11 protein-coding genes, 1 tRNA gene and 4 pseudogenes are annotated in these 12,338 nt (G+C 41.8%); 10 read left to right on the top strand and 6 right to left on the bottom strand.

Annotated features, from left to right (window positions below; genetic code table 11):
* The first annotated feature begins 182 nt into the window (after window positions 1-182).
* Both nadC and V7L05_RS30395 read left to right on the top strand, forming a co-directional pair.
* Window positions 183-1,049, top strand: a complete 867-nt coding sequence (gene nadC, locus V7L05_RS30390) for a carboxylating nicotinate-nucleotide diphosphorylase (RefSeq protein ID WP_335169794.1) — start codon at window positions 183-185, stop codon at window positions 1,047-1,049.
* Window positions 1,050-1,194: 145 nt separating this feature from the next.
* Window positions 1,195-1,461 (top strand): hypothetical protein, encoded by a 267-nt coding sequence (locus tag V7L05_RS30395; protein WP_335169796.1) that lies wholly within the window; start codon window positions 1,195-1,197, stop codon window positions 1,459-1,461.
* 488 nt (window positions 1,462-1,949) lie between these two features.
* Here V7L05_RS30395 and V7L05_RS30400 read toward each other — a convergent pair.
* The 5 genes and pseudogenes from V7L05_RS30400 to V7L05_RS30420 form a co-directional block, all read right to left on the bottom strand.
* Window positions 1,950-2,536 (bottom strand): annotated as a pseudogene (locus V7L05_RS30400) (Uma2 family endonuclease).
* Between the two features lie 69 nt (window positions 2,537-2,605).
* Entirely contained in the window at window positions 2,606-3,781 is a 1,176-nt protein-coding gene (locus V7L05_RS30405; protein ID WP_334789673.1) for a DNA double-strand break repair nuclease NurA, read from the bottom strand.
* 411 nt (window positions 3,782-4,192) lie between these two features.
* Entirely contained in the window at window positions 4,193-4,978 is a 786-nt protein-coding gene (locus V7L05_RS30410; RefSeq protein ID WP_335169923.1) for an HAD family hydrolase, read from the bottom strand.
* 137 nt (window positions 4,979-5,115) lie between these two features.
* Window positions 5,116-5,685: a Rieske 2Fe-2S domain-containing protein gene (locus V7L05_RS30415; protein WP_335169799.1), complete on the bottom strand. Its 570-nt coding sequence runs from the start codon at window positions 5,683-5,685 to the stop codon at window positions 5,116-5,118.
* 55 nt (window positions 5,686-5,740) lie between these two features.
* A pseudogene (locus V7L05_RS30420) lies at window positions 5,741-5,938 on the bottom strand (metal ABC transporter permease); the annotation flags it as partial.
* 76 nt (window positions 5,939-6,014) lie between these two features.
* Between V7L05_RS30420 and V7L05_RS30425 the strand changes: the two are divergent.
* From V7L05_RS30425 to V7L05_RS30435, 3 genes and pseudogenes are all read left to right on the top strand, one after another.
* Window positions 6,015-6,312: pseudogene (locus V7L05_RS30425) on the top strand (metal ABC transporter solute-binding protein, Zn/Mn family); the annotation flags it as partial.
* A gap of 141 nt (window positions 6,313-6,453) precedes the next feature.
* The gene (locus V7L05_RS30430) at window positions 6,454-6,786 is read left to right on the top strand and encodes a hypothetical protein (protein ID WP_335169801.1); all 333 of its coding nucleotides are present in this window, start codon (window positions 6,454-6,456) and stop codon (window positions 6,784-6,786) included.
* Between the two features lie 236 nt (window positions 6,787-7,022).
* Window positions 7,023-7,718 carry a prolyl oligopeptidase family serine peptidase gene (locus V7L05_RS30435; protein ID WP_335169803.1) on the top strand — a complete coding sequence of 232 codons (696 nt, stop codon included), beginning with the start codon at window positions 7,023-7,025 and terminating at the stop codon, window positions 7,716-7,718.
* A 35-nt stretch (window positions 7,719-7,753) separates the two neighbouring features.
* Here the strand turns inward: V7L05_RS30435 and V7L05_RS30440 are convergent, their stop codons facing one another.
* Window positions 7,754-8,995, bottom strand: coding sequence for a PDDEXK nuclease domain-containing protein (locus V7L05_RS30440; RefSeq protein WP_335169805.1), 1,242 nt, complete (start codon window positions 8,993-8,995; stop codon window positions 7,754-7,756).
* Window positions 8,996-9,271: 276 nt separating this feature from the next.
* On the opposite strand from V7L05_RS30440, the gene V7L05_RS30445 reads away from it, so the two are divergent.
* From V7L05_RS30445 to V7L05_RS30460, 5 genes and pseudogenes are all read left to right on the top strand, one after another.
* On the top strand, window positions 9,272-10,618 hold the full coding sequence (locus V7L05_RS30445) for a GTP-binding protein (protein ID WP_335169925.1): 1,347 nt from the start codon (window positions 9,272-9,274) through the stop codon (window positions 10,616-10,618).
* Window positions 10,619-10,855: 237 nt separating this feature from the next.
* On the top strand, window positions 10,856-11,221 hold the full coding sequence (locus tag V7L05_RS30450) for a DUF1818 family protein (RefSeq protein WP_335169807.1): 366 nt from the start codon (window positions 10,856-10,858) through the stop codon (window positions 11,219-11,221).
* Window positions 11,222-11,271: 50 nt separating this feature from the next.
* Window positions 11,272-11,345: transfer RNA gene (locus V7L05_RS30455), tRNA-Pro, on the top strand.
* Between the two features lie 63 nt (window positions 11,346-11,408).
* A pseudogene (locus tag V7L05_RS34905) lies at window positions 11,409-11,660 on the top strand (family 10 glycosylhydrolase); the annotation flags it as partial.
* A 67-nt stretch (window positions 11,661-11,727) separates the two neighbouring features.
* Window positions 11,728-12,159 carry a DUF2358 domain-containing protein gene (locus tag V7L05_RS30460; RefSeq protein WP_335095072.1) on the top strand — a complete coding sequence of 144 codons (432 nt, stop codon included), beginning with the start codon at window positions 11,728-11,730 and terminating at the stop codon, window positions 12,157-12,159.
* Window positions 12,160-12,338 lie beyond the last annotated feature (179 nt).

The raw sequence follows: 12,338 nt of genomic DNA on the forward strand, positions 1-12,338 counted from the left end.
TCACAGCGTCGCTTTTTCTCGCTTCGCTTCAGGCACTTATTCAATATAGCGAACCTCTTTTATCTTGTCAACTATTTTTCCAAAAATATTTTTGGACTGCTTTCCAGTCCCCATCAAAGCCCTAGAGAGTAAGGGTTTTAGGCTATAGTATTCCTGGAAGTGACTAAGGAAGCAATAAGGTTGTGAGAAAGTCTGGTGTTTTGCCGCCTTGGCTGGTTTTAGATCCACTATTGCGTGGCTGGTTGTTGGAGGATATTGGCAGGGGCGATCGCACTACAAATACGCTACTAGTAGAAGATGTGACGCTAGGCTCGGCTAAATGGATCGCTAAAGCTTCAGGGGTAATTGCTGGCTTACCAGTTGCAGCTAGGGTGTTTCAGATATTGAATGAAAAAGTCAGCTTTGTGGCGGTTGCGGCTGAAGGTGCATGGTGTGAGCCGGGACAGGTTGTAGCTGAAGTTCATGGTTCGCTGGATGCGCTGCTGATGGGGGAACGGGTGGCGCTCAACTTGGCTATGCGGTTGAGCGGGATTGCGACGCTGACTAATATATATGTAGAGAAAATTGCTGATTTACCTGCTCAGTTGGTGGATACGCGTAAAACGACACCTGGGCTGAGACTGTTGGAAAAGTACGCGACTGCGGTGGGTGGGGCGATTAATCACCGCATCGGGTTGGATGATGCGGTGATGATTAAGGATAATCACATTGCGGCGGGTGGGGGAATTGGAGAAGCAGTTATCCGTATTCGTTCTCAGATACCTTATCCATTGACTATAGAGGTTGAGACGGAAAGTTTAGAGCAGGTGAAAGAAGCTTTGCAGCACAACGCTGACATTATTATGTTGGACAATATGCCTTTGGATATGATGCGTCAAGCGGTGGAGTTGATTCGCCAGCAAAATAGCCGGGTGAAAATTGAAGCTTCGGGGAATGTGACTTTGGAAACTATTCGCGGTGTTGCAGAGACGGGTGTGGATTATATTTCTACCAGTGCGCCGATTACTCAGTCGAAGTGGTTGGATTTGAGTATGAGGATTGTACTTTAATTGTCAAAATATCAGTAAAAGTTTATAAATACATAGGAAAAATTACATAGGAAAAATATACGTAAATTTTACTATTGCTACTTAGAAAAATGTTGTCATATGTTGTCATATAATGTAAAAAAAGTTACCTGGAGAAAAATATAAAATGAAAGACGAATTAATTGCAGGGATGACGACATTTGCAGGTTATTCATTAGGGTCAATTACCGTCGCTACAGTACCTGTAGTTGTTACTACTACTACATCTGCTGGTGGTATTGCAGGTTGGTTAGGCTTTACAACAGCTGCTACAACAATCATGGCTGCTCCAATTACTGTACCAGTGGGTGGGATTGTAGCAGCAGGAGCATTACTGACTTATGGAGGATATAAAGTATATAAACATATCAAAAGTCGAGAATGTCAATCCTAGACTTTGAATTACTGTGATGAACACTGCTTACCCTAATTTTTTAGATATTTCAAGACATTAGAAGATAATATAGCGGTTTGCAGTTGAGTCCAATACAGACCTAACCCCCAACCCCTTCCCTACAAGGGAAGGGGAGTAAGATTCAAAGCCTCTCTCCTTGTAGTAGAGATGTGAAAACTGTACTGCACTCAGCCAAGAACTGCTATATTGATGCAACTTTTAAGCTAGGTATCTTGGGTAAAACGAAGCGATATGCAGCGTACTATTCTGTAACTGATTTAAAGGAACGTGGCTTGATCAATGAGTAAAAAGTTAGGACAGCAACTAAGGACAATCACCCTAGCTTTCATTCTGTTTTCTGCCATCGATAATTTGTGCTGTTACGGCTACTTATGCAAGCATTAGATTAAGGACTAATTTTTGTTAGACTACGATGTGAAATAAGAAAAGTGAGATAAAAGCGATCGCTGAAATCTAGACTTGATGCTTCAGTCCTCGCTCATCTGAAAATTTACCATTTCATAAATATCACTGAATGAAATTTCAAAATTTAGAGAAACCAGTATTAACAATGCATGGGGGATTCATATTCAGTTAATACCCATTTACCATCTGAGTTTTTAGCAAATTGCTCAACGTAAAATTTGTATTGGTCGATTAGGATATATTCTTGAAATTCAGGAATTGAACGATAACAACGAAACTTATCTGATTCGTCATAACTTCTGGTTGATTTTGACAAAACCTCAATAATTATTAAGGGATTTCTAACAGTGGTAGTGTTGTCACTCTCATACACTGGTTCTCCCGCGATCGCCATCACATCTGGATATGTGTATCTTCTGTAGCCTGGTATCCACAAACGCACATCGCTAGTAAATAAATTATAATTTTACCCTCTTAAAGCAAATTTTAAATGAGCAACTAAATTAACGATGATATGGTTATGATTAGTTGTACCCCCTGCAATTAGCACTATTTCTCCATCTCGGTATTCACTTTTGGATTCGGCTGCTTCTTCTAGTGCTAAATATTCTTCACGGGTGTAGTAGCGTTTTCCTGTCTGTGTTTGCATAAAAACCTCTTTAACAATTCAAAATTCAAAATTCAAAATTGAAGAGAGCAATCTTCATTATTTCCTGATTTAAGCAATACTGCCCCGCTTTCTCGCTTCTTTGTAGGAAGTTCCGACATTTTTCAAACCAGCTTTAATCATTTGTTGTTCGAGGAGGGCAAAAAAACGCGCTCTATCGCCACCTTTTACTACTGCTTGATTATGCGCTTCGGCGATCGCTACAGGATAGCCATATCCTTTTTGTACTTGTGCTAGCATTAGTCCCAATGCTTGATCTAACATGGTTGCATTCTCCGCTACCCATGCCGGAACTTCGATTCGGGCGATTTCAGTACCAACGTGGACATAGCAAAAGTAAATGGTTTGATCTCCGTATAGTTCGAGAATGGGGGAATTACTGCGCCACAAGGTACTGCGTTGTCCTGGTTTGAGTCGGGTTGCCCAAACAGAAGTATCTCGCAACTGTTCAAAAATTTTACAAGGTACTTTTTCTAGCTGATTTGGGCAATGACTTTTACAGTCTGGCGCTGGATGGGGACAAGCCAGCAACCGTAAAAAGTTCATTGTTTCGATGCTGCGAGAGGCGCTGAGATAGCCCATCAGGGGAATTTGAGCATCACGCATCTGCTGCCAAGCTTCGAGGATGGGAGGTAAAATGCGATCGCGTGCATCCATCGGCAATTGTTCTAAAAACCAGTAAATTAATGAACCATCTACCATCGCCAATGCTGGCGCTTCCCCCTTGGTCGCACACGCAAGTTCTGCCAACACTGTTGTTTCTGAAGCAGTGCGACGAAAACTCATCCATTCCTCGGTTCTAATTCCCCACTGCCGAGACATATATAAATCTTCCGGGCGGTAAAATACCTCTGGCAAACTATCAAGTAGCGGATGGCGATTTTGTCCGTAGTGTAAGACTACTCTGCCGATATTTAGGAGATAACAGTAAGCAATTTCGTGATGGTTGGGGGCAATTTGGGAACCATCGGTAGCGATGACAGTATGAATTTTTGGGGGAACTGGGATATCAATGCAGGTTTCTAGTGGTTCAATTGGGGTAGCATTAGCAAAGAGAATGCGATCGCGCCATTTTTCCTGGCGATCGATTAAATCTTGTTGACACTCGTAAGCATTTTTGAGATGTTGTTGCGCCAATTCTAAACGCTGGCGACTGGCAACAGCTTCTAAGGTAAGATGCTGACTTAAACCCTGCATTTGTCGCGCCAGTTTTGTCAGGTCAAGCATAAAGTTAAGTGAAGAGTCAAGAGTTATGAGTTATTATTTCACTGAAATGTCAGGACGGAAGCTCTGATTTCTAATCCTTGTTATTTACGTAGATATGTATAAATATTCTACTTCGTTGATTTCAGTCCACTTGAGTGGACTTGGGCTATTAGCCCGGAACTTAAGTTCCGGGCAGGATATCGGTAAGGGCAACAATTTGACTGTTTCAAACATCTGGGCAATGACAGGCCCTTTTAGGGTGAAGGCATCAAGAGATTATTGCAACAGGTTTAATACAGCAGAATTCAGAATTTAGGAGCAAAGCTTGGGATTGCTCCGCCGAGGCGTCATAATTCAGAAGTAAAACAGCCTTTATACCTGGCTTTGAGACGAATCGTTGTGTACTTCACCTTCCTTAAAATTTACTGTATATTAAAGCCAACTTGAGAAATCTTTGGCAAATTGAGACAGTGATAACAACTGAATTCGCCGATCATTTTGGGCAGCTTCACGTTCTGCTTGGGTATTATAGCCCCAGTCTGCAAGGAACAGTTTCACATCTTCAAGGTCTATTTGCTGTTGAACTAAGTGCAATGTCGTGAGTCTATCTTCTACAAACCATAGACTAACTGGCTTGTCTGTTTCTGCCTGCTTTAATTCTCGCAGAATTTCGTATTTAGAACGCTTGACTTCTTTCCCAAAAATTGCTGCTGCGGGTAAATTCACTCCTTGCTGTTGCAACAACTGCTGTACAAAACGCCCTTCTTTAGTTGTCACAATGTATAGCTTAACTCCACTGTCAAGAGTTAATTTTATTTTTTCTATTACACCCGGATAAAATCTATGCAGACTTAGCCAACCTTCTAAATCGGTGGTAATCCATTCATCCCGTTGGTTATCTAGTTTTGCACCAATTTCTCTTGCTTGTAGGTTGTCATTTAACAAAAGTTTCGGGGCGATGCTTGGCCATTCATGAAGAATTTTTTCATCAGGAATTCCATCTACCAAAGCTTTGATTAAAAGGGGCATTTCCCAACCTGTTTCAATTACAGGTCGCAGGCGATAGAATCTCAAAGCTAAATCATCTGGTGGTGTGTCATTAACAGGCGACCAAATTTCACAGTAGGTGAGCCATGCTACCTCAAAATATTCAATTAGTCCGTCGCAAATCACTCCATCAAAGTCCAGGGCTAAAATCGTGGGACTACTTGCGGTCATTGTTTTGAGGATTAAAACTGCTGTTGTCAGCTTACCCGACAAATTCAAATCATGCAGTAATTTTTATTAGTCTTTTATAATTTATAACTTGCTTAAAAAGTATGGTGGCATTGCCAATCTGATTTGATATTGGTAGGTTAACGAGGATCTACAGCAGGTTTGCGATCAACTAAACGAATTTGGTTTTGCTTGACTACTACAGTGATTAGTGGCAGAGAACGTTTAGCTGGGCCATGAACGACTCGACCCTGAGAATCGTATTCTGACCCATGACAAGGGCAAATAAAGTGATTCTTCTCAAGATTCCACTCAACTGTACATCCTAAATGAGTGCAAATTGGATTGATCGCGTACTCAGCAATCTGTGGCCCGTCTTGAATGATCAGATAATCAACGCTATGATCTGGCAAGCCTTGGACAAAAATCGGAATTCCGGGCTTTACAGTTGCCAATAGTGCATTAGCGTCAATTTCCTTGTGGTCTTTAGCCAGTGCCACTGAACCTGGAAGATAATTTTGACAGCGTGAATTCTTTGGATACAGTGAGCAAAGGGTTTCTAGGTCTATTTCACGACTTTGGCTGACTTTGGGAAATAGATATCCGATCGCTACTGATGCAACTGTAGTACCTAGCATGTAGGTTAAGAAATCCCGGCGGGTTTTTATCCTCGCTGGAATTTTGTCGTTAGTAGAAGAATGTTCTTTCATGACTTGATTTACCAATAAATGTTTAATATTATACTACGACGCGATCGCATTAGGATTATCCTTTGGTTTTAAGATACTTAGCGGTAAAAATTCCGTATTTAAGACTAGGTAGTAACGCCAACAGAAACAATCCCGATACGACTAAAACGATCGCAGTCCCAGAGGGCAAGTTATAAAAGTAGTTGAGGTACATACCGCTAATACTAGAAAACACCCCAATTACCGTTTCGGGGAGAGGAATGGAAGCGGGGTTTCTAGTATACTTTGCGACTTTTCAAACCTCCTCTTAGCACCATAAGTCCAAAGTTCAGCCGATTGACTGGCAAACTACTTTAATTGGGATGAGTACCGAAGAACAACCAAGCGCTCAAACAGTCGAGAGATTGGTTGAGTCAATTAAAAAGATCGGCGTTTCCGCAATTTTTTCCGAAACTACAATTAACCCAGCTTTAATTAAAACTGTTGCTCAAAAAGCAGGGGTGAAATTAGCACCAAATCAACTTTACTCTGATTCAATTGGTGCAAAGGGAAGTGATGGGGATTCCTACATTAAAATGATCCAAGCGAATACCCGCAGCATTGTAGAAGCATTGGGGGAAATATACGCCATTTCAACTAAAGAAGTAAATTCATCCGATCAAATATCTAACCTCAGAGGTGTTTCGCTCAAATCTATTCTCAAAGTCTCTCCAGAGAAAGAACTCTTTATATCTTCGATTTTCTATAGTGTTATTGGTAAAGCTACATTGTTTAATACCTGAGAAAGCTATGACTGAGAATAATCAAGAAAATCAAATTAATCAACCAGTGAGCGAAGATACACATTTATGCGAAGAACCAAACGTCAAAGAAAGAAACTTAACAGCCAATCCGGGAGATAGAATTGCTGATGAATCTCAATCAGTTGAAGAGAAGGGTCAGCAGGTAGCTGTTGATGATGTACCAGACATTACAGGCGACAAAATCACAGTTCCAACTTACTTCGTTGTGGATGAACCCAACGGCGAAAAGAAGGCACTTCACCACGTTAAAGATGCTGAAGAGATTTCCGACGTAATTCGGCAAGCACGAGTTGACGAAAATGGAAATCGAATTTGGTAGTAGTTTTTCATTGAAAAGACACGGGGACACAGGGAGTTCTTTCTTTGCGTCCCCATATCTGTCTTCTTTGGTCAAGTTAGTCTATTAATAATGCAATCAAAATCTGGAAATTCTTCCAGGATGAACAGTAATGGCAAATGTCACAAGGTTAGTTAAGAGTCAACGAGAAGCAACACAGCGACCAAATTATACAATTGCTGTTCGCAGAGGTTGAACTAACAATAGTTATGAACATTATGCCCTCAACACAACAGCAAGTTACTTCTACTGATAGCTACAACTACCTGCTATTCTTACCCGATGGGCTACGCCCCGCCGGAAGCGATCGCAATGAAATACAACAGACACTTTTGCCAACAATCCTGTTTTTACATGGTGCGGCTGAGAGAGGTTCTGACTTAGATAATGTGAAAAAGCAGGGTGTTGCCAAAATTGTTGAACAACAGCCAGACTTTCCCTTCATTGTGATTTCTCCCCAATGTCCGCGCGGTGAACATTGGAATGTAGAACGATTGAGTGTCCTTCTGAATGAGGCGATGTCTCTTGACTCACCCCAAAGCGGTTACGCATCCTATGTTGATCCAGATCGGGTTTACCTGACCGGCTTAAGTATGGGTGGTTACGGAACATGGCATTTAGCAGCAACACAGCCCGAAAGATTTGCTGCGATCGCGCCTATCTGTGGCGGTGGGAACCCCCAAGCAGCACGTAAGTTGAAAAATCTTCCCGTGTGGGCATTTCACGGAGCCAAAGATAATGTCGTTCCCTTAAAGGAATCTGAAATCATGGTTTCTGCACTCAAAGCCCGCGACGGCAATGTGAAATTTACAGTTTACCCAGAAGCCAATCACGACTCGTGGACGCAGACATACAATAATCCAGAACTTTATGAGTGGTTTTTACAGCATCGGCGGCAGCCGATTGAGGGTTAAAGATATTTTTCTCTGCATTGGAATACATTATAAATTCAATCAGAATCTTTAGTTGTATTAGCGTTTATTTCGCTCCGAATTTTTGCAACTTCGTTTCCTATTTCTTCTGGTGAAAACTCGGTTTTTTTTGTCCGTAGCCTAAGCCTTTGATATGCTTCATCTAGTGGATAATGTGTTACTTGCATTTTTCCATCTGAACCACTGAGTCCAGTGATTATCTCAATAATGGACACCGTTTCCAACTCAGCTTCTAACTGCTCAATCGTTGGTAAATTTCCTTTCAACGGTTCCGGTAAAGTATCTTTTAGCTGATACGCCGAAACACTAATTGGCTTATGCATATCCCTCAGAGAGTATTCGGCAATTACCTTATTTTTGCTTTTGCACAAAATCATCCCAATCGTAGGCTGATCATCTGGATGTCTCAATAAATCATCTACCGCACTAACATAGAAATTCATCTTACCAGAAAACTCTGGTTTGAACTCTTCAATTTTCAGGTCAATCACTATATAACAGCGTAAACGCAAGTGGTAAAACAATAAATCAATATAAAAATCTTCACCGCCAACTTCAAGATGATATTGGCTACCTACAAAAGCAAAACCAACCCCTAACTCTAGGAAAAAATCACGGATGTGGTTGATTAAAGCACGTTCTAAATCGCGTTCCAGAAAATCTGTCGCTAAATTGAGAAAATCAAAACTGTAAGGGTCTTTCAACAATTGCTGTGCTAATTCTGATTGTGGTTGAGGTAGAGTACGGTTAAAGTTGTTGGTTGCTTTACCCTGACGGTGATACAACTTACTTTCAATTTGGTGAACTAAAACATTTCGACTCCACCCATACTGGATTGTCTGTTGTACGTACCACAAGCGTTCTGTTTGGTCTTTAATGGTATCCAATATACGGACATTATGACCCCAAGGAATTTGTCCAACAACTTGTTGGACAATTTGCTCGTCTGGGTAAGCCTCAGCGAATGCTCTCATGTACATGAGATTAGTACGCGAAAAGCCCTTCATCTCAGGAAAAGCTTTCTGCAAATCAGCCGCCAGACGATTGATAACTTTTGCTCCCCAACCCTGCTGCTGTTGGCGATTCAGAATATCTCGCCCAATTTGCCAGTAGAGTAATACTAATTCTTTATTGACTGCAACTGCCGCCCGTAATTGAGCGCTAGAAATTCGGCTTTTTAATTCAGTTAAAAAATCTTCATAACCAACGATCGCAGATGCGCCCCTTCCTGAAGCTTCGGATTTATCGTCTCTAGGCATAAAAAAGAATTAACACTACTTCTATACTGCCAGCATCACGCAAAATTTTGCTAACCAAATTAGGGATACACTGAGCAGCGAGTCCGAAATAATGGTTTCCGTGCTGAAAGGCTGCGGCGGGAAGGGAAATTTCCAGTTTACCCAGAAGGCGATCGCAATACAACAATCCAGCATTGGCAAAAGGCTTAATTTGACAAAACAGGTTAAGAGCCTGGGAATTAGATCAAAATGGATATGTAGCCTGTTGTTTGTCCAACCTTGAATCAACCTAACTTCGTGCGTAATCTGCAAGAAACTCACTTAAATCGTGCCCGCGCCAGTCTCAGACAAGCGCTGTCTTGGTATGGATATCTTCGCAAGTCAGGACAGTTGTCATCTAACCCAGAATTGGCAGGTTTGATGAAACCGGAATTGGAAACTTTGAATTCCACACTCAATAAGCTGGACTCAAACATCATTAGAATTGCCGCTTTTGGTTTGGTGAGTCGGGGAAAGTCAGCAGTTTTAAATGCCTTGCTGGGAGAGAAGATTCTGCAAACTGGGCCTCTGAATGGTGTCACTCAATGGCCGCGTTCCGTTCGTTGGCAGCCCGGTGGTAAGGTATTAGTAGAGTTAATTGATACCCCTGGATTAGATGAAATTGAGGGTGAGTCACGGGCGGACATGGCACGAGAAGTCGTACATCAGGCGGATTTAATTTTGTTTGTCGTCTCTGGTGATATCACGCACACTGAGTATCAGGCACTACTGGAATTGCGGCAAGCACAAAAACCTCTAATTTTAGTGTTTAACAAGATAGATTTATACCCAGATACAGACCAGGGAGCGATTTACCAAAATTTGCAACAACTGGGTGCAGGAAATTCCCAAGCGAAGCCTCTACTACCTGATGAAATTGTGATGGTGGCGGCGGAACCAGCACCAATGGAAGTACGGGTTGAGTGGCCTGATGGGCGTGTCAGTTATGAATGGGAGACACCACCACCACAAGTAGATGAACTCAAAGAGACAATTCTGAATATTCTGAATCGAGAAGGGCGATCGCTTCTGGCTTTAAATGCACTGATCCAAGCACGGGATGCAGAAGCCGCGATCGCTCAAAAAACCATCGACTTACGCGAACAAGAAGCCGAAAATATCATTTGGCAATTTACCAAATACAAAGCTTTGGCAGTAATGCTCAATCCCATTGCTTTTTTAGATATCCTTGGCGGAACTGTCGCCGATTTAGCTTTAATTCGCGCTCTAGCTAGATTGTATGGTTTGCCGATGACTAGCTATGAAGCCGGGAAAATTTTAAAAACGATTTTATTTAGCTCTGGTGGTTTGCTGCTGGGGGAATTAGGCAGTAGTTTCCTTTTGGGTTTGGGTAAGAGTACGGCTGCAATAACCAGTGGTGACAATCCCAGCAATATTACTGCCTTTGCTGGCAGTGCGATCGCTCAAGCTGGAATCGCCGGTTATGGAGCATACTCCGTTGGCAAAGCTGCTCAGGTGTATCTCGAAAAAGGCTGCACTTGGGGACAGTTGGGCGCTAGCAGCGTCATTCAAGAAATTCTTTCTCAAGTTGACCAGAACACAATTCTCTATCGTCTCCGACAGGAATTAGGATTAAAATTCTAAGATTTTTGAGTTGTGTTCCGAAAAGTTTTCGGTAAGCACATTCAGGGAAAGTTGATGAGTAAAGTCGTAAACCTGTTGTTCCAGGAATTGTATAAAATAATTGTCCTGATGTGAGGTTATTAACTCTTCCTTTGGATGAAGGGTTTTAAGTCTAATTTTTTAGAGTGAAATAACAAGTATCAGAGGCGCTAAAATTGTTCAACCCAATTCTTGATGCACATCAACTCCTAACTTTTTATGGAACGCGTTGTCAAAACCGGATTTGGTTGGCGTATTGGCTGGAACCCTGATGCATCTGAGTTTAAAGGTTTAGTGGGTACAGATGATTGGGCAATTGAGTTAACAGAAGCCGAGTTGAATGATTTTTGCCGTCTACTAGCACAGCTAGCAGACACCATGAAACAACTTACAACTGAATTAATGGAAGAGGAAAAAATTGCTTGTGAAGCCGAAAGCGATTTATTATGGATGGAGGTAGAAGGCTATCCTCATGCTTACAGTTTGCGCTTGATCTTGAATACAGGGCGATGTGTAGAGGGTAAATGGGATGCTTCTGCTGTTCTGGATTTACTGCAAGCTACTGGGATGCTTAAGGTTTTTTAAATTTACCTCTTGATTATCCTAGAGTTTTGATGTATGATAATAATTCTGACCGGGGCGTAGCGCAGCTTGGTAGCGCGCCACTTTGGGGTAGTGGAGGTCGTGGGTTCGAATCCCGCCGCTCCGATTGATGATAAGCCATGCCTGCTATTCTTTTCAAAAGATTGGCAGGTTTTTCAATCAGGTCTATCGCTTCCCTGCATTACCCTGTGAAGGTAGCTATGACGAGGGAATTATCACCCGTTATCGCCAGCGATTTGATTATAATCCGCCACAGAACCCCAAGGACAGACAATAGTTACAGTGGCGTGCAGATATTCTCACTGACTTCTTAGCGCATCTCTACTGGGAGGTGAAACCGGTGAATCGTAACTTGCTAGTAGCGATCGCACCTAATATTTATGATTGGGCATTCCAGGAATATTTGCAAGAGTCACCTACATGACCGAAGCGGGAAATAGTTGATAATAGTTGAGATGATTCACCCGCAGATTTAAGGGAAAAGGCGCGTGGAATTTAAATTGCCAGTGGAACGGATAATTAAAACTCTCAAACAAGATTTACCGACACTGTTTGAAAAAGATATTTCCTATGATATTTATACACAGGATATCTATTTTAAAGACCCAGTGAATACATTCAAATACAAATTTAATTATCGCATTATATTTTGGACTTTGCGATTTCACGCTCGGCTATTTTTTACCCAAATTTACTTTGATGTCCATGAGGTTTATCAGTCAGCCGAAGACACTATTTTAGCAAAGTGGACGGTGCGGGGAGTGTTGCGTGTTCCTTGGAAAGCAGGTTTGCTTTTTAATGGCTATTCAACTTATAAACTCAACCAAGATAATTTGATATACGAGCATATCGACACCTGGGATCGCAAACCTGGCGAGATTTTAAAGCAGTTTTGGCAAAGGGGAGAGATAGCTAATTAGATAATAAAATATAGTAATCCGCTTTGATTTTTGTTCGCGCAGCGTGGCGTAGCCATAATTATTTGCGTAGACAGGGAGTAGGGATTGGGGAGTCGGGAGTGGGGAAGAAACCTTTTCGAGGTGTACTGATTTTTTTCAAAAATCAAATACGAGTCCTATATGACAAAGACTCCTGAATT

This window comes from Nostoc sp., from assembly GCF_036917755.1.
Taxonomy (GTDB): Bacteria; Cyanobacteriota; Cyanobacteriia; order Cyanobacteriales; family Nostocaceae; genus Nostoc.